At 63.3% G+C, this 25,761-nt stretch carries 28 protein-coding genes and 1 pseudogene; 16 read left to right on the forward strand and 13 right to left on the reverse strand.

The features are described from left to right. Positions 1 to 3: 3 nt before the first annotated feature. Complete coding sequence (locus ACV17W_RS19060; protein ID WP_462593925.1) at positions 4 to 1,197, forward strand: phosphoglycerate kinase; 1,194 nt, start codon at positions 4 to 6, stop codon at positions 1,195 to 1,197. A 248-nt stretch (positions 1,198 to 1,445) separates the two neighbouring features. Here ACV17W_RS19060 and ACV17W_RS19065 read toward each other — a convergent pair whose 3' ends face one another. The 9 genes from ACV17W_RS19065 to ACV17W_RS19105 all read right to left on the reverse strand — a co-directional run bounded on the left by ACV17W_RS19065 (position 1,446) and on the right by ACV17W_RS19105 (position 10,013). Next, complete coding sequence (locus tag ACV17W_RS19065) at positions 1,446 to 3,914, reverse strand: DUF3141 domain-containing protein (protein WP_462593926.1); 2,469 nt, start codon at positions 3,912 to 3,914, stop codon at positions 1,446 to 1,448. Between the two features lie 164 nt (positions 3,915 to 4,078). Then, positions 4,079 to 5,056 carry a Bug family tripartite tricarboxylate transporter substrate binding protein gene (locus ACV17W_RS19070; RefSeq protein ID WP_462593927.1) on the reverse strand — a complete coding sequence of 326 codons (978 nt, stop codon included), beginning with the start codon at positions 5,054 to 5,056 and terminating at the stop codon, positions 4,079 to 4,081. A 49-nt stretch (positions 5,057 to 5,105) separates the two neighbouring features. Then, the gene (locus ACV17W_RS19075) at positions 5,106 to 6,392 is read right to left on the reverse strand and encodes a hypothetical protein (protein ID WP_462593928.1); all 1,287 of its coding nucleotides are present in this window, start codon (positions 6,390 to 6,392) and stop codon (positions 5,106 to 5,108) included. 169 nt (positions 6,393 to 6,561) lie between these two features. Next, positions 6,562 to 7,290 (reverse strand): GntR family transcriptional regulator, encoded by a 729-nt coding sequence (locus ACV17W_RS19080; protein WP_462593929.1) that lies wholly within the window; start codon positions 7,288 to 7,290, stop codon positions 6,562 to 6,564. A gap of 110 nt (positions 7,291 to 7,400) precedes the next feature. After that, a complete protein-coding gene (locus tag ACV17W_RS19085; RefSeq protein ID WP_462593930.1) occupies positions 7,401 to 7,835 on the reverse strand; it encodes a VOC family protein in 435 nt (144 codons plus the stop codon). Beyond that, positions 7,835 to 8,488 (reverse strand): glutathione transferase, encoded by a 654-nt coding sequence (gene yfcF, locus ACV17W_RS19090; RefSeq protein ID WP_462593931.1) that lies wholly within the window; start codon positions 8,486 to 8,488, stop codon positions 7,835 to 7,837. The genes ACV17W_RS19085 and yfcF overlap by 1 nt, the downstream gene beginning before the upstream one ends. 113 nt (positions 8,489 to 8,601) lie before the next feature. Continuing rightward, entirely contained in the window at positions 8,602 to 8,931 is a 330-nt protein-coding gene (locus ACV17W_RS19095; protein ID WP_462593932.1) for a DHCW motif cupin fold protein, read from the reverse strand. Positions 8,932 to 8,951: 20 nt separating this feature from the next. Further along, positions 8,952 to 9,497, reverse strand: a complete 546-nt coding sequence (locus tag ACV17W_RS19100) for a DinB family protein (protein WP_462593933.1) — start codon at positions 9,495 to 9,497, stop codon at positions 8,952 to 8,954. Between the two features lie 30 nt (positions 9,498 to 9,527). After that, positions 9,528 to 10,013 carry a GNAT family N-acetyltransferase gene (locus ACV17W_RS19105; protein WP_462593934.1) on the reverse strand — a complete coding sequence of 162 codons (486 nt, stop codon included), beginning with the start codon at positions 10,011 to 10,013 and terminating at the stop codon, positions 9,528 to 9,530. 118 nt (positions 10,014 to 10,131) lie between these two features. On the opposite strand from ACV17W_RS19105, the gene ACV17W_RS19110 reads away from it, so the two are divergent. After that, on the forward strand, positions 10,132 to 10,881 hold the full coding sequence (locus ACV17W_RS19110) for an AzlC family ABC transporter permease (protein ID WP_462593935.1): 750 nt from the start codon (positions 10,132 to 10,134) through the stop codon (positions 10,879 to 10,881). Beyond that, positions 10,878 to 11,225: an AzlD domain-containing protein gene (locus tag ACV17W_RS19115; protein ID WP_462593936.1), complete on the forward strand. Its 348-nt coding sequence runs from the start codon at positions 10,878 to 10,880 to the stop codon at positions 11,223 to 11,225. Before ACV17W_RS19110 ends, ACV17W_RS19115 begins: the two co-directional genes overlap by 4 nt. Positions 11,226 to 11,357: 132 nt before the next feature. Here the strand turns inward: ACV17W_RS19115 and ACV17W_RS19120 are convergent, their stop codons facing one another. Next, entirely contained in the window at positions 11,358 to 12,833 is a 1,476-nt protein-coding gene (locus ACV17W_RS19120; protein WP_462593937.1) for an inorganic phosphate transporter, read from the reverse strand. A 306-nt stretch (positions 12,834 to 13,139) separates the two neighbouring features. On the opposite strand from ACV17W_RS19120, the gene mog reads away from it, so the two are divergent. The 3 genes from mog to ACV17W_RS19135 are packed head-to-tail and all read left to right on the forward strand — an operon-like array spanning position 13,140 to position 15,040. Next, positions 13,140 to 13,775, forward strand: coding sequence for a molybdopterin adenylyltransferase (gene mog / locus ACV17W_RS19125; RefSeq protein WP_462593938.1), 636 nt, complete (start codon positions 13,140 to 13,142; stop codon positions 13,773 to 13,775). Positions 13,776 to 13,832: 57 nt separating this feature from the next. Further along, positions 13,833 to 14,171 carry a hypothetical protein gene (locus ACV17W_RS19130; RefSeq protein ID WP_462593939.1) on the forward strand — a complete coding sequence of 113 codons (339 nt, stop codon included), beginning with the start codon at positions 13,833 to 13,835 and terminating at the stop codon, positions 14,169 to 14,171. A 35-nt stretch (positions 14,172 to 14,206) separates the two neighbouring features. Continuing rightward, positions 14,207 to 15,040: a peptidoglycan DD-metalloendopeptidase family protein gene (locus tag ACV17W_RS19135; protein WP_462593940.1), complete on the forward strand. Its 834-nt coding sequence runs from the start codon at positions 14,207 to 14,209 to the stop codon at positions 15,038 to 15,040. Positions 15,041 to 15,123: 83 nt separating this feature from the next. Here ACV17W_RS19135 and ACV17W_RS19140 read toward each other — a convergent pair whose 3' ends face one another. Beyond that, the gene (locus ACV17W_RS19140; RefSeq protein ID WP_462593941.1) at positions 15,124 to 15,408 is read right to left on the reverse strand and encodes a hypothetical protein; all 285 of its coding nucleotides are present in this window, start codon (positions 15,406 to 15,408) and stop codon (positions 15,124 to 15,126) included. Between the two features lie 35 nt (positions 15,409 to 15,443). Further along, the gene (gene infA / locus ACV17W_RS19145) at positions 15,444 to 15,707 is read right to left on the reverse strand and encodes a translation initiation factor IF-1 (protein WP_462593942.1); all 264 of its coding nucleotides are present in this window, start codon (positions 15,705 to 15,707) and stop codon (positions 15,444 to 15,446) included. 440 nt (positions 15,708 to 16,147) lie between these two features. Between infA and ACV17W_RS19150 the strand changes: the two are divergent. Continuing rightward, positions 16,148 to 16,501: pseudogene (locus ACV17W_RS19150) on the forward strand (YciI family protein); the annotation flags it as partial. A 57-nt stretch (positions 16,502 to 16,558) separates the two neighbouring features. On the opposite strand, the gene ACV17W_RS19155 reads toward ACV17W_RS19150, so the two are convergent. Further along, positions 16,559 to 16,966 carry a GFA family protein gene (locus ACV17W_RS19155; protein ID WP_462593944.1) on the reverse strand — a complete coding sequence of 136 codons (408 nt, stop codon included), beginning with the start codon at positions 16,964 to 16,966 and terminating at the stop codon, positions 16,559 to 16,561. Between the two features lie 256 nt (positions 16,967 to 17,222). Between ACV17W_RS19155 and ACV17W_RS19160 the strand changes: the two genes are divergently transcribed. The 9 genes from ACV17W_RS19160 to ACV17W_RS19200 all read left to right on the forward strand — a co-directional run bounded on the left by ACV17W_RS19160 (position 17,223) and on the right by ACV17W_RS19200 (position 25,452). Then, positions 17,223 to 18,116: a LysR family transcriptional regulator gene (locus ACV17W_RS19160; protein ID WP_462593945.1), complete on the forward strand. Its 894-nt coding sequence runs from the start codon at positions 17,223 to 17,225 to the stop codon at positions 18,114 to 18,116. A gap of 109 nt (positions 18,117 to 18,225) precedes the next feature. Then, entirely contained in the window at positions 18,226 to 18,996 is a 771-nt protein-coding gene (locus tag ACV17W_RS19165; RefSeq protein ID WP_462593946.1) for a creatininase, read from the forward strand. Positions 18,997 to 19,052: 56 nt separating this feature from the next. Then, positions 19,053 to 20,120: a TRAP transporter substrate-binding protein DctP gene (dctP, locus tag ACV17W_RS19170; protein WP_462593947.1), complete on the forward strand. Its 1,068-nt coding sequence runs from the start codon at positions 19,053 to 19,055 to the stop codon at positions 20,118 to 20,120. After that, positions 20,117 to 20,677 (forward strand): TRAP transporter small permease subunit, encoded by a 561-nt coding sequence (locus ACV17W_RS19175; RefSeq protein WP_462593948.1) that lies wholly within the window; start codon positions 20,117 to 20,119, stop codon positions 20,675 to 20,677. The genes dctP and ACV17W_RS19175 overlap by 4 nt, the downstream gene beginning before the upstream one ends. Then, on the forward strand, positions 20,670 to 21,992 hold the full coding sequence (locus ACV17W_RS19180) for a TRAP transporter large permease (RefSeq protein ID WP_462593949.1): 1,323 nt from the start codon (positions 20,670 to 20,672) through the stop codon (positions 21,990 to 21,992). Before ACV17W_RS19175 ends, ACV17W_RS19180 begins: the two co-directional genes overlap by 8 nt. Positions 21,993 to 22,047: 55 nt before the next feature. Continuing rightward, positions 22,048 to 22,971: an agmatinase gene (speB, locus tag ACV17W_RS19185; protein ID WP_462593950.1), complete on the forward strand. Its 924-nt coding sequence runs from the start codon at positions 22,048 to 22,050 to the stop codon at positions 22,969 to 22,971. After that, a complete protein-coding gene (locus ACV17W_RS19190) occupies positions 22,968 to 23,987 on the forward strand; it encodes a 4-hydroxyphenylpyruvate dioxygenase family protein (protein ID WP_462593951.1) in 1,020 nt (339 codons plus the stop codon). Before speB ends, ACV17W_RS19190 begins: the two co-directional genes overlap by 4 nt. Further along, complete coding sequence (locus ACV17W_RS19195) at positions 23,980 to 24,882, forward strand: beta-keto acid cleavage family enzyme (protein ID WP_462593952.1); 903 nt, start codon at positions 23,980 to 23,982, stop codon at positions 24,880 to 24,882. Before ACV17W_RS19190 ends, ACV17W_RS19195 begins: the two co-directional genes overlap by 8 nt. Positions 24,883 to 25,017: 135 nt before the next feature. Further along, positions 25,018 to 25,452, forward strand: coding sequence for a hypothetical protein (locus ACV17W_RS19200; protein ID WP_462593953.1), 435 nt, complete (start codon positions 25,018 to 25,020; stop codon positions 25,450 to 25,452). Positions 25,453 to 25,761 lie beyond the last annotated feature (309 nt).

Consider the following 25,761-nt stretch of genomic DNA (forward strand, 5'->3'; position numbering starts at 1 on the left):
AGCATGGCCAAGGTCCACACCCTGTCCGCGCTGGCCAAGTCCGGCGCGCTTCACGGCAAGCGCGTATTCATACGCGCTGACCTGAACGTGCCTTTCGACGACGCCGGCCAGATCAGCGAAGACACGCGCATACGTGCCTCGGTGCCGGGCATACGCCTGGCGCTCGATGGCGGCGGCGCCGTCATGGTGACGTCGCACCTGGGCCGTCCCACCGAAGGTACCCTCAACGCCGCCGATTCGCTCGACCGCGTGGGTCGCCGCCTGTCGCAGTTGCTGGGCATGCCGGTGCAGCTGGTGCAGAACTGGGTCGATGGCGTCAATGTCGATCCGGGCCAGGTCGTGCTGCTGGAAAACTGCCGCGTCAATCCGGGCGAGAAAAAGAACGACGAGGCGCTGTCGCGAAAAATGGCCGCGCTTTGCGACGTCTACGTCAACGATGCGTTCGGTACTGCGCATCGCGCCGAGGCCACCACGCATGGGATCGCCCGTTTCGCGCCTGTGGCATGTGCGGGCCCCTTGCTCGAAGCCGAATTGCAGGCCCTGGGTCGTGCGCTGCACGAACCCAAGCGTCCGCTGGTGGCCATCGTGGGAGGCTCCAAGGTGTCCACCAAGCTGTCCATCCTGCAGTCGCTGGCCGACAAGGTCGACCAGCTCGTGGTGGGCGGCGGCATCGCCAACACCTTCATGCTGGCGGCGGGCCTGCCCATTGGCAAGTCGCTGGCCGAGCCCGACCAGGTCGAGCAGGCGCGTTCGGTCATCGAACTGATGAAAAAGCGTGGCGCCGACGTGCCGATTCCCACTGATGTGGTGTGCGCGAAGGCGTTCTCGGCCGACGCCGAGGCCACCGTCAAGGCGGCCGACGCGGTAGCCGACGACGACCTCATCCTCGATATCGGCCCGCAAACTGCCCAACAGCTGGCGGGCATCCTGCAGCAGGCCGGCACCATCGTCTGGAACGGTCCGGTAGGCGTTTTCGAGTTCGACGCTTTTTCGAACGGCACCGAAGTCCTGGCAAAGGCCATCGCCGAATCGCCCGCGTTTTCCATCGCGGGCGGCGGCGACACGCTGGCGGCCATCGCCAAGTACGGCATTGCCGACAAGGTGGGCTACATATCCACCGGCGGCGGCGCCTTCCTGGAATTCCTCGAAGGGAAATCCCTGCCGGCGGTTGCCATCCTGGAAGAGCGGGCGGCCTGAGCTCCTGCGCACAGCAGTGGTAAACCGGATGCCAGGCGCGAGAGCGCCTGGCATTTTTCATTCCGGATGTCGCAAACCCGGGCGGCGCCGGGTCGCGTTGCTGAGAATGGCTGCTCGGCAAGGCTGTTCTTGCCGGGCCCGTGCGGCCATCCGCGGCCGCGGCGATCGCGAGTCGGCCGGGCCCATTCAGCGTCGGGCACCGCGGCCCGGCCGATCCGGCGTTCGGGCCGGCTGCGAGCCTCGGACGCTCAGGCGCCTCGACGCCGCGTACCGGGCGCTCTGCGAACGGGCGGTTTGCTCGTCGTGCCTCCCAGCGGGGCGGCGTCGTTCGTCGCGGGTGCTTGCGCCTGCGCCGCACTCGGGGGCGCTGCCTTCTGCTTGGATGCCGTGCGCTTGGCGGGCACGCTCCGGGCCGCGGCTTTCTTCGCCGGGGCTCGCGTGGCCACGGTTCCCTTCTCTGCGTTTCTCTTCGCCGCGGTTCGCCTGGCCGAGGCGCGCTGCGGCTTCGCGTCATTGGCCTGCTCGCGCGCCAGCGCCCGCCGTGCCGCGTCCCGAAAAATCTGCTCCATCTCGCCCAGATGGGCGCGTGCGAGTTCGTTCAGCGGACCGGTGGCTTCCAGCACGTGACGCATGATGCCGAATGCGTCGCGGATCTCGTCGGCGGTGGCCTTGTCCAGCAAAGTAGGCATGGCCTTCAAGGCGGCGGCCGTGTCCAGCCGCATCATCAGGGCCTGGTCGCGCGCCACATCCTTGAATTCCTGCAGGGCCAGGTTCGAATCGGCGTCAGCGCGCATCTTGCGCAGCATGGCAAAGCTGCGTTCGTCGATGCTGCCTTCGGCATTGGACACATAAAGCAGCATGCGCATGGCGGCCTCGCGCACGCCTCCCTGGTCCATCAGCGTATGCAGCTCGTCGGTGCGCTGTTTCATGAAGTCGCGGTGCTCCGGCGAGACGCCGGGATGCTTGCGGGGCGCACCGCTGCGCGCGCCCAGCCCTGCCCAGTCCTGCACCAGCGGCGAACCGTATACGTTCATGAACAGTTGTTCGCCCGCCGCGTCGCGCAATTCCTGCCACATGTTCAGCCCCGCCTCGATGGCGTTTGACGCCATGTGTTCGAAAACCAGGAACGGGTTGTCTGCCGCCACGGGCTGGCGGTGCAGCCGGGCCTGCGCCGCGGCCTGCGCCACGGGCGCCACCCACGGATTGCGGTCCGAAATAAGTTCGTAGGGCAGGCGCAGCGGATGCATGCGCTGCAGCCATTCCGCCGATTGCGGCGTGACTGCGGCCCGCACCCAGGGCTGAACGAAGCTGCGGTACAGCCCCAGGTTGATGTCTGAGATGCGCGCGACGGCCGCAAAGCGGAGATCATCTTCTTCATTGCGCTGGACGATGGCGCGCACGTCGTCTACCTTGCGCCGGGCGAACGACAGGACATAGTCCCCCCTGGCCAGGTCGGCATTGGGCGTGTCGGGCGTCTTGTCGGCAATCTCGGCCTGGTAGATTCCGGCGGGCAAGACGTCGATTAGGTCGATGTTCGCGGTGAATTCCTGGTGTTCCTTGCGCGCCACGCTGCCCGAGACGAAGATGCCCAGGTGACCAATGCTTTCGTGGATGGCGTAAACGATGGTCTGGTCGTGGGCCACGACTTCGGTGTCGTCCTGGTAAAGGTCGGGAATCCAGCCCAGCGCCTGGGGCGGAGGGGTGATGTTGTCGCCCTTCGAGCAGAACACAATGATGGGCGAGCGGATATTGCGCAAATCGATGCGTATGCCGTCAGACGTGACCAGCCCTGCAGTCGAAAGCCGGTTGCCGATGAACAGGTTGTTGACGATGTACTGGATTTCCGGCGCATTCAGGAAAACATGGCCGCCCCACCATTTTTCGAAGCTCAGGTAGCGTGAGGCTTCGGTGTCGACGTTCGCGTACAGGTTGTACTGCTTGCTCCAAAGCGTGTTGGCGGGATTCAGGTTCTCGAAGTTCTGAACTAGCCAGGCGCCGTCGAAGTGCCCATGGCCCAGGTCGCAGGCCATCTCGGTCAGCCAACTGCCGCCCAGCAGCCCCCCGCTGTAGCGCATGGGGTTCATGCCGCGCCAACCGGCCCAGTAGGACAGGGGTGCGCCGGCAACGATGATGGGCCCGAAAAGTTCTGGCCGCATGGCGGCAGTCATCAGAATCTGCCAGCCGGCCTGGCAATTTCCCACCACCACGGGCTTGCCTTCCGATTCGGGATGGCGCGCGATGATCTCTTCCAGAAAACGCGCTTCGGCGCGCATTACGTCTTCTACGGTCTGGGTGGGCGTGGGCTGCGGAAGGAATGAGGCGAAATAACAGGCGTGTCCGGCACGCACCGCCACGCCGATCTCGCTTTCAGGCTTGAATCCGCCGATGCCGGGGCCATGGCCGGCGCGCGGGTCCACCACGAGGAACGGGCGCTTCTGAGGGTCCACCGGCGAGTCGTCGGGCGGCACAATGCGCAGCAGTCCGTAGTTGACCGGCTGGGCGAACTCGCGACCATCCAGTACCAGTTCGGATTTCATGCTGAGCACATTGGGCGCGCGCTTGGCCATATGGCTGTGATACTGATTGCCGCGCTGCCGCATCACGTCGGCATACAGCACACTGCGCTGCATCGCATCAACGGCATATTCGTAGGCGGCGCCCCAGGGCAGGTTCGCCTGGACGGGCCGGTCAGTACTGGGCGTGGGGGAAGCGGCCAAGATAGACTCCGGTTCGAGGTGCGAGGGGCCACGGCCAAGCCGTTCGACCCGTCCTCGCAGAAAGATCAGAGTCCATTACAACGCAAAACGATGTTGCAATGCAACATTAGGGTGCGGGTGGCGGCGATGAGCGATGCGCCGCTGCAGTCTGGCTCCTGGAGAGTTCAGTTGGCTTTCAAGCCAGCCTTGGCGGCTATGTCAGACCAACGGGCCACATCGCGCGCCACATCCGCTCGGAGTTCCTCCGATGTGGACGGGGCCGGCATCGCCCCAGCTGATTTCAGGAACTTCGCAAATTCCTGGCCCTGGACAATGGAGAAGATTTCCTTGTTCAGGCGGTGACGGATTTCCGACGGTGTTCCCGCCGGTGCGAACACCCCCCACCAGAGCTCGACCACATAGTCCAGCCCGGACTCTTTAACGGTCGGTATGTCGGGAAAATCCTGGTCCCGCTGGGCCCCAGTAAAGGCCAGCTTCGGTAACTGGTCGGCCACTGTGCCCCGTATAGACGCGATTGAAGTAATGGTGAAATCGATTCTGCCGGCCACGAGATCCAGCAAGGCTGGGCCGGTACCTTTGTAATTGACCCCCGTGGTGCGGATGCCGGCCAGATCGTTCAGCAGTTCGGTCGCGAGTTGGCTATTGTCGCCAAGCCCCGCACTGCCATAGTTCAGCTTATCCGGATTCGACTTTGCGTACGCTACGAACTCAGAAAAGGTTTTGGCAGGAAAATCTGTGCGGGTAACGAGCAAGAAGGGTGCTGCTGCGACACGCGAAATAGGGTCGAATGCTGTCACCGGGTTGTAAGGCGTTTTCTGCACGGCGGCAGAGGTCGCCAGCGAGCTTGACATGAACAACAGCGTGTAACCGTCCGCAGTGGACGAGGCCACCGCCTGCGCGCCAATCGTTCCTCCACCGCCGCCCCGATTCTCAACCACTACCGTCTGTCCCAGCCGTTGCGTCAGATCTTGGGCAATGCGTCGCCCGATCACGTCGTTGCTGCCGCCAGTCGCGAAGGGCACCACCATGCGGATGGGTTTGGCTGGCCAGCTTTCCTGCGCTGTTGCTGATGAAAGCGGGACGGCGGTTGCGATGCAGGCAGAGCACAATGTGAACGCCGACAACCAGTCACGAAGTTGCATGGTGATATTCCCCTTGTTTTATGAATGTTCAGTCAAATGCGGTAGCCCGTCATCGACCAAGAATCAACTCGCGCGCGGCATCGATGTTCGTCATCAATTTCGCCACGGTTGAGATTGCCTGCCGCGTTCCTTCAAGGATTGCATCGCTTCCGAGGCGCATCCCGTCCGGGTACATCATCAATCGATATACGCATGCGGACCCTGGCATGCCCGATGCAGGAATCGTTACCGCTCCTGTGGTTTGCAGCAAGACCATGGCCGCAGCGGCGGTGGCCTCGATCGGCACTAGGTGACAGCGCGTCGATCCACTTTCGCGCCATGCCAGCTCGAGCAGGTCTTCTCCGGATATAGCAATTCCGGCGCCTGCGCGATAGGCTCGGCCCAGCAACATCGGCTGCAGCGCTGACATGACCTGCTCGGCGAACGATGCTGCCTCGCGTATGGGGTCTGCATCGAAATCGGTCATGGCGTTCAACCCGGCCACCAGAGAACCCAATTGGGCTTCGAGGCCAAACATGAAAGCGGTGGTGCGGATCTTGGCTACCAGTTCAGTGCGGCCGGCGAGCATCCCGGATCTGGGGCCGGTCAGGTGTTTGTCCAATGACCAGAACGCGACATCAGCGCCTAATGCCAGCGGCGGCGTCTCGTCGTAAAGCGAAATTCGTGCTGCCATGTGGGCGTCGTCCAGAACGACGACGGCTCCGGCCGCTTTGGCCAGGCGGATTGCGGTGCGAATATCCTGTTCGACCATGTGATGCTTGGACGGTGAGATAGTCGTGATCACCACCAGCACGGGTGGCATCGGGTCTTGCTGTAGGCCTTGCTCGAACGAGTCTGGGCCAACGAATTCCCGAAACTCTCCACCCGCAACAGCTACAGAGTTCTTGATAGACGGATGGCATCGATCTGCGGGCACCACTGAATGTACAGTCTGGCCAGGCTTTACCAGAGCCAGCATCGTTGCCAGTGCCGCAGCGCTGACCCGGTTGCACAACAGGCCGTCGTGCTCGGGCGATGCACCACCCATAAATCCCAGTGCCGCAGGAACGATCTGGTTGGTGTCGATGGCGGCGAAATCGATATAAGAGTGCAGTTTCGCCTGGTCTCCTTGCTTGTAGCGAAATCCTCTGATCAGCCCGGTCAAGTTGAAGAGGGCACCATCGCCCAGTGCCGTGCGGCGGTCGTGTACCAGCTGATGCGCTCGCTGTTGGCGTACCACCTCGTCGGCATTTCCCCGCAGAATTTGCCCGCGCGCGTACGACACGGTCGGGTCGATCGGATTACCAAATCGATCTTTTCCCGCGGCGGCCGCGGGTTTTTGAATCGGGGTGTTCACTGGGGCACCATTTACGGTCGGGATATGTGGATAGTTGTTGGATTGTACGGGCAACCATACAAATGACCAAGCTCTTCCTGAACCCATTTCCGGTAGTGCACTTCAGTTGGCGGCCGAGCTACCTTTCAAACGAGAGACCGCATTTGCGCGAGCGACGGGAGATTTGCGACTAGAAGTGCGAGATACATCGGCGATGTTCAAGCTGTAATAGTAGCGATCCGCCCGATAGTAAGAGTGACACAGCAAGCGGCGTGCCATCGTCCCTGCGGAAAAAGCGCGACAGGAAGAGCACTGGCGCACCGACAGATATATCAAGGAATTCCGAAAGCTCCGGCGAGGCCACCAGGGCTTCGATCTGCTGCTTTTCTTCGAAGCACGCGATTTTCAGCTCCGTCGAGATCAGGTTCAAAATTGAAACAACTTCAAAATTGACGTCCTGAATCTGCACGCCGACTTCAGGAGAAAAGTAGGCAAAATGCAGGGCCAGTGGACTATTTTCGAAATACCGTACCCGTTTCACCATGAAGACATCGTCGGACGGGGATTCGATGAGTTTGGCGATATCCGGCAGGAGCACGGCGCCCGATTTGATCAATCTGGAACTCGTATCCAGTTTCAGCGCCGTGTAGTCTTCGCTCATTCCGGTAAGGCGCTGTTCGCCGCGTTGTTCGAAGCGCTTGGCAAGAAAAGTGCCCTGCCCTTGGCGCCGGACGATGATGCCTTCTTCTTCAAACGACCGCAGTGCCTCACGCACGGTCTCACGGGATACCGCAAATTCCTTGCACAACGCCCCCTCTGTAGGTAGCCGATCGCCTACTTCATAACCAGACTGCATACGCTTGCGCAGGATCTCGCGTAGCTGCAGATACTTGGGAAAGGGGTTGAAGAATTTCTTCATCTGGCGAGATTTGCTAGGCATTGCGCTCAATGAAGCAGTATAACTTTCGCTCTGGTCGCCAGAATTGAGCCGTTCAGCCTGGAACTTGAAGGCGAGTGCATTGCCGCATGTCAGACCACGGAAACCTCGTTGGTTTTGTCAACGGCGGGCGCACAGGGTGCATGGCACACGGCCTCGATGCGGTTGCCTGCCGGATCGGATAGGAAAGCGGCGTAGTAGTGAGGGTGGTAATCGGTGCGCACGCCTGGCTGTCCCAGATCCTGCCCGCCGTGGGCCAGGCCAGCCCGATGGAACGCATCGACTGCTGAACGGCTGGCGGCTTTGAAGCACCAATGGCGACGCACTGCGGCATTGCAGGCAGCGGAGAGCAACACTGACAGATAGGTATGGTCAGGCGAGGCACCGTCGCAGCGCTCACCGTAGCCCAGGCCGTCGGGGCGATCATAAATCTTGACGGCTCCCAACGTTGCCATGACCGCGTCATAGAAGGGGCGCGCCGTGGTGAGGTCGGCCACGGTGATTGAAACGTGGTCGAGCAGCTGCATCAGATGCGGGCGTCGTGATTGAACTGCAGCCAAGTCTGCACCGTCGGCCGCTGCCATTGACTGTCGGCATAGGCGCGCAGGCCCGGCGGCAGTGCATCGTCGCTGCACGCAAGGCGGCGCAACATCAGCGCCAGTTCGGTATCGGCAATGCACCATGCGCCGAAAAGGTGAGGCTGGCCCTCGGGCAGCAGCGCCTGGGCCACGCGGATCAGCTTGGCTGCGGCCGCCTGAGCCTTATCGCCCAGCGCCGCGCAGCGGGCGCCGTGGAACACGACTTCGGTGGGGCGTTCCTCACGCAAGGGCGCGAGATCGCTCCGCAACCAGGCCTGGATCTGCCGTGCCTGGGCTCGCTGCCGGGGGGCCTGAGGGAAAAGCGCCGGATAGTCGGGCGCACTGAAGACGTCTTCCAGGTATTCGATGATGGCGCTGGATTCGGTCAGGTGAAAGCTGTCGTGGGTCAGGGCCGGAATACGGCAGGTGGGTGCGCGGCTGGCGTAGGGCCGCAGCCGCTGTTCGCCCGCGCCCAGGTCGACCAGCCTCAATTCGACGGGAAGGCCCTTCTCGGCCAAGGCGATATACGCCGCCATGGCGTATGGACTGAGCAGCAACGCATCGACATACAGCGTAAGCGGCGAGGCAAGCGGCGCGGGCAAGGTGGTCTCCGAAGGCGTGCGCGCGTGGCGCGGCGCGGCCCATGGCCGCGGCGTATCCTCAAGCGTACCGCAATCGGGTTGCGCCGGCATCCGAGGCCGTGGCGCCAGGGCGTTCAGTCGACGATGAACAGGCGGGCGCCGGTGGGCGTTGATGAACGGTGCGCTTCGGCCTGGTCAGCCACTTGGTAGCTCATGCCGGGCTTCAGCACGAAGTGTCTGCCGTCTTCGAGTTCGGTATGCAGTTCGCCCTCAAGACACAACAGAATATGCCCTTTGCTGCACCAGTGGTCGGCCAGGTACCCGGGCGAATACTCGACCATGCGCACGCGGATGTCGCCGAATTGGCGCGTGCGCCAAAGGGCCGAACCGGTGTCGCCGGGATGCACGGTGGGTTCGATGGTCTGCCAGTCCGTGGTGTCGAAGGGGATGTCGCGCAGGTTCATTCAAGAGCTCGCTGGTGTGATCACAAAGGGGGAGCCAACTCGTCTGGCACCTGCAGCAGCAGGTCGGTGGGACCGACATCGATGCCAGCCTGAGTCAGCAGGGTCGTGGCCTGGCCGCGATGATGGGCCTGGTGGTTGAAGAAATGCAGCACCACGCTGCCGAAGTTGCGCCGCGACGCCACGCCACGGGAGCTGGAATATGCAAGCACCTGGCCCAGGTCGGCGTCGGCGACCTGAGCGGCCCAGTCGATGATGGCGCGGTCGAGCATCTGTCGCAGCGCCGTCAGGCCCGGAAGGTCGGGGCTCAATGGCTGGTCGAGCCCGCTGGGCATGGGCAAGGCGCATACCGGGTCCAACGCCGTGTAGCCCGCAGAATGCGTGGCGAAGCGCTTCAGCCAGAGGATGTCGCCCACCGCGATGTGGTTCAGCGTACCGAACAGCGAGCCGAAGAATGCGCCGCGCGGCTCCATTGCGCAGGCGGCGGGTTGGGCCGCGGCCCGGTAGATGCGTTGATTGATCCAGGCGTTGTAGTTGGCGAGCAGACGCAGGTCGGCGGCGTTGGGCATGATGGCGCTCGATGATGGGAGGCGATGGCCCTAGGCGGCCAGTTTCTTTTGCCAGAACATGGCCTGGCCGGTGTCATCGGCCAGTTCGTAGCCCTGGTAACCAATCTTGCGGTAAAGGGCCTTCGCGGGCTCATTGCCCTGCAGCACTTCCAGCGTGATCTTGCAGCAGCCTCGGCGCAGGGCGACGTCTTCCAGGGCTTGCAGCAGACGCTGGGCGATACCCTTGCGCTGATGGCGTTCGGAAACCATGAAGTCGTGCAGGTTCAGCAGCGGCTTGCACGCGAAGGAAGAAAAGCCCTCGAAGAAGATGGCCAGGCCGGCGGGCTGGCCCTCGTACAGAGCCAGCAGCGCACCCGCAGTGGGGCGGCGCGCGAGCTCGGCCACCAAGTGGGTGCGGGTGTAGTCGGACAGCGCCTGGCCGCCGCCCATGGGGCCGCGAGCGTATTCGTCGAGCAAGGCGACGACCATCTCGCCATGGTCCGGGTTGTTGAAGTCTGCGTCGATGATGTCCAGCACGATGGTTCCCTGGGTGCAGGCCGCGGCGGCAGCCGGGATGAGCGGTGGTGGGTATTATGCCGCGCCGGGCGGGCGGCCACTAGGTACACTGCCGGCTCTGTTGTTGCAGGAGCATTGCATGAACCGTTCATCGGCGCCGTCGCCGGCGCCGCACTCCGCGGATGAGGCCGGGTGGGCAGGGCTCAAGGCCTGCCTGCCGGTCATGATCGGCTATTTCCCTGTGGCCGTCACATTCGGCATTGCTGGTGTGGGCACGGGGCTGGCGCCGCTGCAGGTGGTGCTGATCTCGGTGCTGGTCTACGCGGGCGCAAGCCAGTTCCTGCTGCTGGCCTCGATCAAGGCGGGCACGCCATGGCTCTGGGTGGTGGCCCTGTGCTCGCTGCTCAATGCGCGGCATCTTCTGTACGGGCCGCTGTTGTCGCGCTTCTTGCCGCAGCGACTGCGCACACGCCTGAAAATCGCCTTCCTGCTCACGGATGAAGTATTTGCGACGGCGTTGCACCGCATTGAACGGGTGCCTCCCGCCACGCGCAACCGCTGGATGACCCTGCTGGGCGTGGGTGCATGGCTGACCTGGATCGCGGGCACGGCCGTGGGCGTGTATGCGGGCGACGGGCTGGAGCGTCACTATCCCATGCTGTCGCAAGTGATGCGCTTTGCTCTGCCGGCCCTGTTCCTGGCGCTGGTCTGCCAGAGCAGCACGCGCGCGATGCGTGCGCCGGTCCTGGCGGCGCTGCTCGTCGCGGGCGCATTCGCGGCGTTCGGCCAGACAACGCTGGCGATCGTGGCAGGCGCCGTGGCGGGTTGCCTGTGCTATCGGCCGGACGCCGCCAGCCGCGCAGGATCGCGAGAGCGGGGCGCGTCATGAGCGGTGAACTTGGATTCTGGGGCGCGGTGATCGCCATGGCGGTCATCACGTACCTGACGCGTGCTCTGCCATTCCTGCTGTCTGCCCGCAGCCGGCTGCTGCGTCGCCTGGCGGAAGGGTCTTCGATGGCGGCCCTGGGCCCGGCGCTGCTGGCCGGCATCGCGGCGGCCGTCATTGTGCCGGACGTGGTGGCCTTGAAAGGCCTGTCGCAATGGCTGCCCTACGCGGGCGGCATGCTGACCACGGCGCTGGCGGCAAGGCGTTTGCGCAATACAGGCGTGGCGGTGATTGCCGGGGTGGTGGGATATGGCGTCTTGCTGATGGTGGTGCAACTGGCGCACTAGCGGGCCGCCCGTCGGGCGGCCCGTGGGGCCGATGCCGCCGCGCGTGCCTGGCTGGCCCAGGCCCCCCGGGCTCGACCCGCCAGGCGCGGGCGGGTCGGCTCAGCCAGGCCACGTCGGGGCCGTGCGGTACCGTCAGGTCAGGGACATGCCCAGCCAGAACAGCACGGCTGCCAGCAGCATCGAGGCGGGCAGCGTCAGGACCCAGGCCAGCAGAATGGTGCGCACTGTGCTGCGGTGCAGGCCGCTCTTGTTGGCGATCATGGTGCCCGCCACGCCGGAAGACAGCACATGCGTGGTGGACACGGGCAGGCTGAACACGTTCGCCATGCCGATGGCGGCGACCGCCGTCAGCTGGGCCGCCATGCCTTGGGCGTAGGTCATGCCTTGCTTGCCGATTTTCTCGCCGACGGTCAGCACGACGCGACGCCAGCCGACCATGGTGCCGATGCCCAACGCCAGGGCAACGGCCACGATGACCCACAGGGGCGCGTATTCAGTGGTGGCGGTCAGGTCTGAACGCAGCTTGCCCAGGTCGGCCCGATCGCGTTCCTGCACGCCGTCCAGGCCCGAAACTTTCTTGGCCGTGTCATCCAGGCACAGCAGGTAGCGGCGTATCGCGATGCGCTGTTCGGAGGGCAGTTCGGCGTAGTGGGTGACCCCGCGCAAGTTCGCGACCAGCGCATCGATGGTGGGCATGGTCAGTTGCGGATCGCAGCGGAACTGGTCGGGCAGCACGTGCGCGGGCGACTTGGACTTGGACAGCGCCAGGTACTCGTCCAGCGCAGCGTGATTGCGGTTGTAGAAGGCGGCCAGGTGGGTGGCGGCATCGCGGGTGCGGTCGATCTGGTAAGTGGTGCTGGATTCGTTCAGCACGAACTGGGCCGGCACGATGCCGATCAGCACCAGCATGATCAGGCCTATGCCCTTCTGGCCATCGTTGGATCCGTGCACGAAGCTGACGCCCATGGCCGACAGCACCAGTACCAGGCGGTTCCAGAAGGGCGGGTGCTTCTTCGCATCGATTTCGCGGCGCTGTTCGGGCGTCTTGTGCATTTTCGAGGTGGGCCACCAGCGCTTGAAGAGCAGCAGCAGTCCGCCTGCCACCAGGCAGCCCGCCAGGGGCGAGGCGACCAGGGACAGACCGATGTCGATGGCCTTGTTCCAGTTCACGCCGTCTCCCAGGGGCAGGTCTGTGAGCAGGGCATTGGCCAGGCCCACGCCCAGGATGGACCCGATCAGGGTATGGGAACTGGAGGCCGGGATGCCGAAGTACCAGGTGCCCAGGTTCCAGGCGATCGCCGCCGTGAGCATGGCAAACACCATGGCCAGGCCCTGGCCGGTGTCAACGTTGATGAGCAGTTCGACAGGCAGCAGATGCACGATCGCATAGGCAACGCCCACGCCGCCCAGCAGCACACCCAGGAAGTTGAAAATTCCGGACATGACGACGGCCAGGTGCGGCGGCATGGCTTTGGTGTAGATAACGGTGGCGACGGCGTTGGCGGTGTCGTGGAATCCGTTGATGAATTCGAAGGCCAGGACGAAAAACAAGGCCAGCACGAGGCTCGCGCCTATCCAGAAGTCCAGGCCGGAGAAAATTTGGAACATGGGGAGGGATGGGGTGGGAGAGGCGATTTCGGAAGGAACGCAGGCCAGATTATTGCAGATTTGTGACGCCGGACCGGTTCCTCTCGTGTAAGACAGGCCCTCCCGTCGGGATGGTTTGCCGCGGTCGCTCAGCGGCGGCAGCGGCCTTCGATCCTACTTGCGCGGGGGCGCCATCAAAACGCCGTGCGCCACGGGCAGCCTGGCGATGCACGGGAAGATTCCCAGGAGGCGGGCCAATGGCCCGGCGCGGGGGCCCCGGATCGCCATAATGCGATAGCATCGGATTTTTCGTTACTGGATATCGTCATGCCCGCCACCCCGCAACGCGTTGTTCGCCGCCATCCCGACGACCTCATCATCGGGTTGGTATCTGTTTCTGATCGAGCCACCTCCGGCGTCTACCAGGACCAGGGCGTGCCGGCACTGCGCGAGTGGCTCGGCACGGCGATTTCCTCGTCTTGGCAGGCCGTCGAACGGCTCGTACCCGACGAAGCCGGCGAGATCTCGGCGGCGCTGGTTGAACTGGTGGATACCTGCGGGTGCGACCTCGTGCTCACTACCGGCGGCACGGGCCCGGCACGGCGCGACGTCACCCCCGAGGCGACCCTGGCCGTCGCCACCAAAGAAATGCCGGGCTTCGGTGAGCAGATGCGCCAGGTCAGCCTCAAGTTCGTTCCCACCGCCATCCTGTCGCGTCAGGTTGCGGTCGTGCGCGAAATCGAAGGTCACGCGGCGCTGATCATCAATCTGCCCGGTCAACCCAAGGCCATACGCGAAACGCTTGAAGGGCTGCGTGATGAAAACGGCAGTGTCGCGGTGCAGGGCGTGTTCGCCGCCGTGCCCTATTGCATAGATCTCATCGGTGGCCCTTACGCCGAGACGCACGAGCATGTGGTCAAGGCGTTCCGCCCCAAGTCGGCGCTGCGCAAGCCGGCAGCATGACGAAGGCGTGCGTTATAGTTCACCGGTTCTTTCTGTCCGTTTTTTGAGCTTATCTTCATGAAATTGCGATGCATCGCGACGTTGGCACTGATGGGTATCCTGGCCGGCTGCGCCAACGTCAAAGACGTGCGCGGACGCGAGCCGGTTTTCTTCGGCTCGACGGCCCGGCCTGCGGATCAATACACCACGTGCGTCAAGACCGCCTGGGAAGGCGCGGGTACGCAGACGGAAACGCAGGCGGTGCATAACGGCTTCGAGCTGATCGTGCCCGGCACCATGGGGGTCGAGGCCGTGCTGACCGCCACTACCTGGAAGGGCAAGACCGACGTGCGCTTGTCGACGCGCATTCCGCGGTACAGCACGGCGCTGGTCGAGGCCGCGAATCTGTGCATGTAGCCAGCCTGCTACCGCGTGCACGCCTGGCGCGGGTGATGGCGCAGGTGCTGCTGCTGGGCGCGGCCTTGCTGGCCTGGATGGCGCAGGCGCATGCGCAGGGCTACATTGCCCGCAAGCTCGACATGCCCGTGCCCGGAGGTGTTGCAGTGGTCCAGCTGGGCGAGGCCGAGCAGGCGCCGCACGCCAGCTTCGATGGCCATCGTGTCATGGTGGTGCGCGACAGCGACCGGCAGTGGATCGCCATCGTGGGCATTGCACTGGGCAAGGCGCCCGGGCGGCATACGCTCCAGGTGCAGGGCCGCGCTCCGGTGGCGTTCCAGGTGGGCAGTAAAGAATACGCGGCGCAGCACATCAAGCTGAAGAATCGCCGCCAGGTCACCCCGCATCCGGAAGACGTCAAGCGCATCGAGCGCGAGCTCGACGTGCAGATGGCTGCCTACCGCCACTTCCGCGAGGGCATCGTCCCCAGCAACGTGATCCTGGACCGGCCGGTCGAGGGCCGGTTGTCCAGCCCCTTCGGCTTGCGCCGCTTCTTCAATGGCGAAGAACGCAACCCGCATTCAGGCCTGGACTTCGCGGTGCCCGAGGGCACGCCGGTCAAGGCGCCCGCTGCAGGGCGTGTCGTATTGGTCGGCGACTACTTCTTCAACGGCAACACCGTGTTCATAGACCATGGCCAGGGCTTCATCACCATGTTCTGCCATCTGTCGGCCATCGATGTGAAGCCGGGCGACGAGGTGGCGCGCGGTGCGGTCGTAGGCAAGGTGGGCAGCACGGGGCGCGCGACCGGCCCCCACCTGCACTGGAACGTGAGCCTCAACGGGGCTCGTGTCGATCCGGCCATTTTCATTGGGGCCGCGCAACGCTGAGGCGGGCGGCGCTGGCGCCCGCGTCCTGGATGTCGACGCGGTGCAGTGGATGCTCCGCACCGAGGCGCAGGGTATGCGCGGCTTTACCGCACCGTGGCCAATAGAGACTGGTAACGCCGTTCAGCGTACTGCAGAGTGTCGACGGCCGCCTGGTGCAGTCGGAGTTGTTCTTCCAGGCAGTTGTCGTATTTGATGCAGGCCTGCGCATAGGTCAGGCCGGTAGCGCGCAGGCTTTGTACAAACGCGGCGCGCGACTGTTTCAGCAGGCGCAAGCCCAGTTCGCCTTGGTTGACGGCATGCTGAGCCTGTGCCACGCGCTGTGCGGCGGCCTCTGGCGATTCGTTCGTATCCGCAACGTTCGTATCCATGAACGGCATACGGATCGGGCCAAGCCAGGCGCTGCTTAGCGGCGGCGCTGCGCGGGACGCGCGGTCTGGGGGGCGCGTTCGTCTTTGTGACGGAAATTGATGCGGCCCTTGGTCAGGTCGTAAGGCGACATTTCCAGGGTGACGCGGTCGCCCGCCAGGATGCGGATGCGGTGCTTGCGGATACGGCCGGACGCGTAGGCGCCTACTTCGATGCCGTTGTCCAGGGTAACGCGGTAGCGGCTATCGGGCAGCACTTCGTCAACGATACCGTCGAGTTCGATCAGTTCTTCTTTCGCCATGTATGACTCTCCTTGGTCGATGCGCGCGGGCACCGTGGCATGGCACTCGCGCCACCCGTGGGCGGCATGCGCGGGACCCAAGCGGACCTGGGCCAGCGGTGGAACGTAAAACGTCCCGGCTGGTACGGAGGTACTGGGCCCGAGGAACCTGGCGGAACCCGGGGCGGTACTCACGCCGCTGGGGGCAATATGCGCGCGGGGCGCGGCTTGGTCGCGGCACTGCGCGGGGCACAACACCGGAAGAAGCGGGGTATAGCGTACCGTGTTTGTCATTCAGAACTTTTGCACGGAACAACTAAAGATATTACTCCAAACCCTCCTGTTTGACCAGGGTTTTCCCGAATTCGGGCGCTTTTGCGCGAGATTTGTGTCTATTTGCCCGAGATTGGCGCGTCGTAGGGGTATGCGCGCCAATGGGGCGCCCGAGTCAGGAGACCAGCATGAGGGTAATGGTATTGGTGAAAGCCACCGTTGAAAGCGAGGCGGGCGAGCTGCCGTCAGCCGATTTGTTGCAGGCCATGGGTGAATTCAACGCCGAACTCGAAAAAGCCGGGCTGCTGCTTGCCGCCGATGGGCTGCGCCCGTCGTCTGAAGGCAAGCGTGTGGCGTTCGAGGGTTCCAGCCGTCATGTCACCGACGGACCGTTCGCCGAAACGCGCGAGCTGGTGGCCGGCTTCTGGCTGTGGCAGGTGCGGGATATGGACGAGGCCGTCGCGTGGGTTAAACGGTGCCCCAATCCCATGCCCGGCCCCAGCGAAATCGAAATCCGCCCGCTCTATGAAATGGCGGACTTCATGTAGCCGGTCAGCCGTTCGGCGGGCCGACTTACGGAGCAGCCGGGCTGGCGACTTCTATTCGGAGCGCGGGGCCGACTTCTGGTATTGAGGCAGGTCGTCGGTGATGTCGTACCACGAGGCCTTGCTGGCGACATGCACGTGGCAGGAAGGGCGGATGCCCGGATCGTCGTCCAACGCGCCCAATGGCAGGCCGTAGGTTTCCGGCGCCTGGTCGAAGCGCGCCAGCAGCGGCGTGCCGCAGGCGCTGCAGAAGCCGCGGTAATGGCCGGGCGACGAGCTATACCAGGTCACCGAACCTTCGCCGCGCGTCCAGGCGAAGTCCTTGGCCTGTACCGTGGCACGCGTGCGAAAGGCGGTAGCGTGGGCCTTGCGGCAAGTCGCGCAATGGCAGTGCCAGGCCTGCGTCAATGGACCCGATATTTCGTAGGCCACGCGGCTGCACAGGCAGGAACCCTTCAGCATGTCGATGCTCCGGCAACTGGAAAGCTTGAATATATACCGGCGCGCAGGTTGGGCGCCGGGTGCGGGTACCCAGGCCTGCGGGGGGGGGGGGGAACTTCGAATGAGGTGCGGCCCCGCTTGACCGTGCGGCCAATTCAGGAACTCATGCAAGGGGGATTATGGAATAATCCGAGCCGATTGAAGTCGGTGGCCGGCGCGCTGTTGCCTATACCAGAGCGGTCGCTATCCCATATGAAAGCCGCCACAAGGAGATTGCATGGACTACAGCCGGCTGACATCCATCGACCTGCGTTTGCTGGCACTTTTCGTCGCCGTCGTCGAGAGCGGTGGATTCACGGCCGCGCAGGTGATCCTGAATTCGACCCAGCCTACCATCAGCAACCGGATGGCAGCACTGGAAGAAAAACTGGGCGTGCGGCTTTGCGAGCGCGGGCGCAAAGGGTTCAGGGTGACCCCCCAGGGCCAAGCCATCTACGCCTCGATCAAGACCCTATTTGCCGCGCATGACGCGTTCAATAAGCAGATCGCGGCCTTGCATGGCGTGGTGACCGGCGATCTGCACCTGGGGGTCATAGACAATACGGTCACCAACGAGACTTCGCCGCTGGTCCATGCGCTGCGGCGTTTCAACGACCGACGCACCAGCGTTCACCTGCATTTGCACGTAGGCTCACCGCTGGAGACCCAGCAGAAAGTTGTGGACGGGCGGCTGGAACTGGGCGTGGGCTGCTTTCCGAATCGCGCCCCCGGGCTGGTCTACAAAAAGCTCTTCGACGAGCGCCATGAGCTTTATTGCGGGCGAGACCATCCGCTATTTGCAGCCACTAACCTGCAGATTCGGGATCTGCTTCCCCATGAATTCGCCCATCGCAGCTACTACCCGATGAAGCACCCCATGTTGCCTCGCGGTGCAAGGGTCACGGCGACCGTGGCCACAATGGAGGCCGTGGCCATGCTGATACTGACCGGGCGCTATCTGGGCCACCTGCCCACTCATTACGCCAGACCGTGGGTGGACGCAGGCAGCGTGCGGCCCCTGAAGGTCGCGCGGCTGCCCACGCACACAGCGGATTTCGAATTGATATACCGCCGGGGCAACACGCTGTCGCTTGCCGCCCGGGCCTTCGTTGCAGACCTGAATGGCCACTGAGCCCGGTATGGCGATACATGCAATTTTCTGAATATAAAAAATCATCGGGCCGTATTTATCGAATGTAAGGCGGTGGCTAGACTTCGTCCATAACTTCAAGGGGGGAGCTATGAGAAACGATGTCCGGGTAATGCACATGACATGGCAGGCCTTTGCCGAAGCGATAGAGCGGCAGCCAGTGGTCATCGTGCCGTGCGGAGCGATCGAGCAGCATGGGCCGCATCTTCCCCTTGGCGTGGATGCCATGCTGAGCGAAGCGATTGCCCAGGACGTCGCCCGGCAAATAGGAGGGCTGGTCATGCCTCCTTTGAGCTACGGCTATAAGTCCATGCCTAAATCGGGAGGCGGGCCGAAGTTTCCAGGCACCACGAATCTCGACGGGCAGACCTACATCAGGCTGGTGGGCGACCTGTTGCGCGAAATGCATCGCCATGGCGTCAAGCGGCTGTGCTTTCTCAATGGCCACTTCGAAAACCAGTGGTTCCTGACCGAAGGCATCGACATCGCGATGCGCGATCCGGCGGTGGTTGCCCAGGGCATGCGCACGATGCGCATCGAGTACTGGGATGTTCTCGAACCGGCGGATATTGAAGCGATTTTCCCGGAAGGGCTCAACGTTCAGTTCGAGCACGCCGCCGCGATGGAAACCTCGATGATGCTGCATTATTTCCCGCAGCATGTGCTGATCGATCGCATTCCAAGCGAACCGACCCCGGTCTTTCCCCCTTACGACATATTTCCCGCCGACCCTGCATGGGGGCCGGAATGTGGCTCGCTTAGCCCGGCGCAGGGCGCTTCCGCCGAAAAAGGCCGCCGTCTCGCCGACGCGATTACCGGTGGCGTGACGCAGGCATTGCGGCACGCGTTCAAAGTGCCCTAGGCGCCGAACCTCATTTATCCAACTGCTGTATCACCTGTCCTGACGAGGAGATCTCGATGGAATTGCTCAAACGCGCCCGTGCATTCGGGCCCGCACTCGCATTACTGTCCTGTTTGCTGGCGGGCGCGCCCGGCCACGCCCAGGAATTCAAATGGCGCATGGCCACCACGGCGCCCGAAGCCAGCGCCAACTACACCGTCTATGCACTGAAATTTGTGAAGTACGCGGAACAGCTGACCGGGGGGCGCGTCAAGATCCAGCCGTTTCCTGCCGGTGTGCTGGCCCCTCCATTCGGGGTGCATGACGCAGTAATGAGTGGGGTGGCCGATTTGGGCCAGACCGTGCCGGCCTATATCGTGAACACGGATCCGGCCAACATCCTGCTGAGCGGGCAGCCGGGAGGAATGGTGCCCGAAGCGTACTTTCACTGGCTGTACTACGGCGGAGGGAAAGAGCTCTGGCAGGAATTCCGCCGCGAACAGATGGGCTTGCAGCCCTTGATCGCCGGCTTGGGAACGGCCGAAATATTTGCACATTCACATCGCCCCATTCGAGAGAAAGCCGATATGGCGGGGTTGAAGTTCCGCACGATCGGCAGCTGGGCCAACATATTGCAGAGTTTCGGCGCTGCGCCGGTGGTGGTTCCGGGGCACGAGGTCTACACCATGCTCGAACGCAAGGCGATCGACGCCGCCGAATGGTCCACGCCCAGCGGGAACCTCAAGGCAGGTCTGGAAAAAATCGCCAAGTACATCGTCGTGCCCGGCGTGCATTCCCCGTCTTATGCATTCGAGGTGATCATGCAGAAAGACAAGTGGGATGCCTTGCCCGAGGACATCCGGCACCAGTTGCAGCTGGCGGCCCAGCTGACGAGTTTCGACACCTATATGGAATGGGGCGTCGCCGACCTGGATGCCATGAGCAGACTGCTCGACGGCCGGAATGAGGTGGTTTACCTGTCGGACGAGTTCAAGCAGGAAATCAAGCAGGCGGGTCGCGATTGGGTAAGCGAACGCGTGCCGGCCCAGGAAGCCAAGGGCAATCCCTGGATGAAGCGGATCGCCGATTCGTACTTTGCTTTCCAGGATAAATGGGAAGCCACCTCGCAGGCGCTGGGACGATGAGCCACCGTACCGAATCAGGCCGCACATTCCGTCAAGCGGCTTGGCGGATCGTGCAGGCCATCGAATGGCTGAATCGCCAGCTGGGGCGGGCGGTGCTGGTGCTGGTGCCCGCGTTGGCACTGCTCATGGCGTACGAGACCTTCAGTCGTTACGTACTGGATCGTCCGACGCTATGGGCCAACGACCTGTCTTACATGATCAACGGAACGCTGCTGATGGTGCCCGCCGGGTGGGCCCTGTCCAAGAATGTGCACGTCAGAGTAGAGACCTTTCTGGGCGTCATTCCGCGCCACGTCCAGGACCTCATCCACATTGTCTTCTACCTGGTGCTGTTACTGCCCGGGCTGACGCTGCTGGCTGCGACGGCATGGCAGCGGGCCCTGCATGCGATTGCGACGCATGAGCTGGAACAGATGAGCGCGTGGGCGCCGCCGGTAGGCCCGTTCTACCTGGCCATTGCGATTGGCCTGTCGGGATTTGCATTGCAATGTGTGGCGGAGATCGTCAAGCATGCCCTGGGACGCAGTCCCCTTTCGTCGGGAGGCAGCCATGTCTGACTGGATGCCGGCGCTGATGTTCATAGCGCTCTTTACGTTCCTGTTCCTGGGGATTCCGGTGTCCTTGAGCATGGCCGGAATTGCGTTTGCGGCAGGGGCCTACACGCTGGGCGGCGCCGTTGGTCAGCACCTGTGGACCACCACGGCGGATGTCGCGCGCAACCAGGCGCTCACCGCAGTGCCAATGTTCGTTCTGATGGGTTTTCTGCTGGCGAGATCCGGCATCGCCGAACGCCTCTTCAATGCGTTGCAGCTGATCATGCGGGGCCTTCCCAGCGGAATGGCCCTCGCCGCGATCACCATGTGCGGAGTATTCGCGGCCGCCACGGGGATTGTGGGGGCGGTGGAAGTGCTGGTGGGCCTGATGGCGATACCGGCCATGATGCGCAGCGGTTATGCCAAGCCGCTGATCGCAGGGTCGATCTGTGCTGGTGGATCGCTGGGCACGATCATCCCGCCGTCGATCATTGTTGTCGTGTATGCGTCGGTCGCGGACATGAGCATCGGAGACCTGACGGCAGGCATTCTGATCCCGGGCCTGCTGACCATGGGCGCGTTCGCCGGCTACATCGTTCTGCATGGGTGGCTCAGGCCGCAGGATGCGCCACGTCCCGACACCAGTGAATTCGACCGCATGCCGCGCCGGGACAAGGTGATCATGCTGGTCTCGGGCATCGCGCCGGTCGTGTTGCTGATTGTGGTCGTGCTGGGATCCATACTCGCCGGCGTGGCCACAGCCACCGAAGCGGCGGCGATGGGCGTGATCGGCGCCGTGGCGCTATCGATACTGCACCGGGTGTTCAGCCTGCGCAGTGTTCTCGAGGCCTGCCAGGATACGGTGAGGATCTCGGTGATGATCCTGCTGGTCGTGCTGGCGGGAACCATGTTCACCAGCATGTTCATCCTGGTGGGCGGGTCGGCAGCGGTGTTGCATCTGATCGAATCGATGCAACTTTCGCAGTCCCAGCTCGTTTTCGCCATGGGCCTGATCATTTTTGTGCTTGGCTATCCATTCGATTGGGTCACGATCATTCTGATCTGCGTGCCGATCTTCCAGCCTCTGATCGTCGCCCACGGCATCGATCCGCTGTGGTTCGGGGTGCTTGCGCTGGTCATCATGCAAACCTCTTACCTGACGCCGCCCGTGGCGCCATCCATCATTTATCTGCGCAGCATCGCGCCGCCAGAGATGACCTATCGCGACATGACGCGCGGCGTGTTGCCGTTTCTTGCCTGCCAGTTCCTCGTCATCGCGGCGGTGGCGTGGATGCCGGCGCTGGCCACCTATTTGCCCAGTGTGCTCACACGCTTTTGATTCAATGACGGAGACAAAATTGACCTCTTTTAATGAGCCTCTCAGCGGGAATGCCATGCCTCGATTCGGTGGGATCGCCACCATGATGAGGCTGCCCCACGTCTCCAGCGCGGAAGGCCTGGATGTGGCGTTCGTCGGCGTGCCGCTCGACCTTGGTACGTCGAACCGCCCTGGCGCCAGATTCGGGCCGCGCGCCATCCGGGCCGAATCGCCGCTGCTTCGGCCCTGCAACTTGGGAACGGGCGACTCGCCGTTCAGTCGCTTGCGAGTCGCCGACCTGGGCGATGTGGCAGTGAATCCCTACAACTTGCTGGACAGCATCGAGCGCATCGAGACTTACTACAAAGCGGTGCTGGCTCAGGGTTGCATACCCCTGACGCTGGGCGGAGACCACACCATCGCACTGCCTATCCTGCGCGCCATTGCCCAATACCACGGTCCGGTCGCGTTGGTGCATGTGGACGCTCACGCAGACATCAACGACACGATGTTTGGCGAGAAAATCGCGCACGGAACCCCCTTCAGGCGTGCGGTTGAAGAGGGCCTGCTGTGTTGTGAGAAGGTGTTCCAGATCGGGCTTCGCGGTACCGGATATACCTCGGACGAGTTCGATTGGGGGGCGAGCAAGGGTTTTCAGGTGGTCCCCGCAGCGCAGTGCTGGCAGCGTCCCATGGACGACGTTGTGGCTCGCATACGGGCGCGCATAGGAAACCACCCGATGTATATCAGCTTTGATGTAGACGGGCTGGATCCAGCCTACGCGCCGGGCACCGGCACGCCGGAGATTGCAGGTCTGTCTACCGCACAGGCGCTGCAGCTCATCAGGGGGTGCTCGGGCATGAATATCGTCGGCGCCGATGTGGTCGAGGTGTCGCCCCCCTTCGATTGTGCCGGGATGACTGCGTTGACCGCTGCAAATCTGGCGTTCGAAATGCTTTGCGCCATTCCTTCAAAACGCGGCCAGGAGCGCAAATCGTGACGCCCGTCGGAGATCCATGTGGTTTCGAGGGGCTCGCGTATCTCGAGTTCGGAGCCGAGCGTCCAGGACAGTTGGAGCCGATATTGCGAGCGTTCGGTTTCGAGCGGGTGGATGGATCCGACGAGCGCGCGCGTTGGCAACAAGGGACCCTTGAACTTATTGTCGACGTCACGCCGGGCAGCTTCGGGCGGACTTACGCAGAGTTGCACGGGCCGGCGCTGGCGGCTGTGGGTATGCGCGTCCAGCATCCCGAGCTGGCTTGGCAGCGGGCTATCCATGCGGGCGCGCAGCCATTGCCTGTTCCGGACGATGGCACTCGTCCGTACGAATATGCCGTGCTCGGGATGGGCGGTATCGCGATGACTTTCGTCGATGCCGCGCGGCCGAGTGCCGGGCCGAAGCCGGGAGGATGTACCGCCATGCCGCCCGGGGCGCTGCAGAAGGTGGATCACCTTACCTTCAATGTGTCGACAGGGCAGCGGGAGTACTGGAACGACTTTCTGTCGTCGGCATTCGGTTTTCAGCGAGTGTTCGAGGCGGAGTTGCTGGTGGATGGGGCGCGCACCATCACTACCGTAATGCGCAGCCCCTGCAGGGGCATCAACCTGGCTTGCAACGAGCCCCTCGATCCTGCTTCTCCACTTTATCGCCAGATGCATGAGTTCAACGGCGAGGGCATCCAGCATGTGGCGTTTTCGACCGAAGATGTCGTTTCACTGGCGCGGCGCCTGGCGGCGAATGGCATTCCTGCGCTGAAGATTCCGGCGTCGCACTACGTGGAATGTGCGCCGCGGGCCAGGCGGGCGGGCCAGGAGCTGTCAGCCCTGCAGCGGCACCACATCATGCTGGCCGAGCGTGGCGAAGATGCGTGGATGCTGCAACATTTCACCGAGCCCTTGTTGGGCCCCATTTTTTTCGAGTTCGTGCAGCGAATGAATTTCAGCGAAGGCTTCACGCAAGGCGCCGCCGAGACCTTGCTCGACACGGTGTCCAGACTGGGAGATCGCCATGCTTGAGTCATCACGAGAGCGTTGGCTGGAGGTCGCCTTGAACGGGCCATGGACACGACAATATCAGCCGGGCATCCCGGTGACAGAGGCCGAGATCATTGCGGAGGCCATCGCGTGCGTCAACGAAGGCGCGTCGATCGTGCATGTGCATGCCTACGACCCCTCAACGGGCCGGCAGAAAGATGATCCGGATATCTACACGCGGATCATCGAGGGGGTTCGCAGCCGAGTTGACGCGATTGTCTACCCGACAGTGCCTTTCGCCGCGGCCTCGCAAGGACCTGGCGCCTGTGTGGCGGATGATCGCTTCAGCGTGATAGAGGTGCTGGGAAAGCGGGGGCTGCTGGAATGGTCCGTGGCCGATCTGGGAAGCCTCAATTTTGCATCGCATGACGACATCCTGAATGGAAAGGACGGCTTTATCCATACCAACACCGTCCCCGAGATCCGTAACAACCTCCAACTGGCGGCGGCATACCAGTTTCATCCCAGCTTTACCATCTACGAACCCGGATTCCTGCGCATGGGCGCGACAATGCGCCAGGCGATCCCGGGATTGCCCAAACCGATTTATCGGCTGATGTTCAGCGATACCTATACCTTCGGCTTCAGGCCCGAGCCGCAGGGTGTAGACGTTTATGTCGATATGCTCGAACGTTGCGATCCGGGAATGCCCTGGATGGTGGCTGGGCTGGGCGTGGAGATTTCGCCTCTGCTGCCCTACGCGCTGGAGCGCGGCGGACATATCCGGGTGGGCCTGGAAGATCTGCCGCCGGGAACGGCCGCTTCTAACGTCGATTGCGTCAGATCGGCCGCGCGGCTTGCGCTGGGAGCCGGATATCGGCTCTCGGACGCCGCCGGAATCCGTGTCGCGATGCGGGGCGAAGCCGGGGCAGGGTAGGGGCGATCATCGGCAGCACACCGCTCGCATTGGCCCTTTTTTCGTGGTTGCGTCGGCACCCGCTGACGGGGTCTGGTTAAATGGGGCTTGGCCGGCTCGCTCTGAGCCGGCTCATCCAGCTTGCGGAGGGCCACCGTGGCGACGCTAAATTTTTCCCAAGATCCCGAAGCTCCTGATCTCTGGGCAGCCGAGAACGTTCCCGCCGGCCCGGGGCGGCCGCCCATCCATATCATGGTCCAGACCGATGGCGAGGCCCCGGGCCCCGAGGCTTCCCGCGTGGTGCGAGAGCTGCTGGACCATCTCGACGATCAGGTGTTGTCGGCCGCGGATTTCCTCCTGGACCACTACACGCGTGAAGAGTGGTTGAAACAGGGGGTCGACCCGGCGCAATGGCTGGCCGACGAGAGTGCCGAATCCATGGCGGGCTGTGCCGTGTTGCGCGCCCTGTGGCTGTTCGATGAGTCGGGCGAGGGGTACGAGATGTGGTTCACGGTGCCCTGGGACAACGAACATACCTATGACGTGGAGTTCGACGCCGGCGAACCGGTGGGCTGTACGGTAAACGAATAGCCGACCGGAAGCGGCCGGGACCGCGGCTCCAGGCCAGCTGGAGCGTGACCCGGACACAGCAGTCGGGCATTTGCCGGCAACGACCCCGGCAGGAGCCCGGACGAGGCCGGTCAGCGGCCGGGGAGCAGTCGGCCGTCGCCGGCAATCTGCCCGCGAGCCGCCAGCCGCCAGCCGCCAGATGTCGGCCAGAAATCGGCGGGAAACTTTCCAGAAATCGTCGTGTGCGCTGCCCGACGCAGGCGGGAAAGCTCAGCGCGCAGCCCTCGTATTTCCGTCCGCGCCGCCGCCGGCGGCTTCCCACGCTTGGGC

Source organism: Bordetella sp. MIP270_01_BMS, assembly GCF_054958705.1.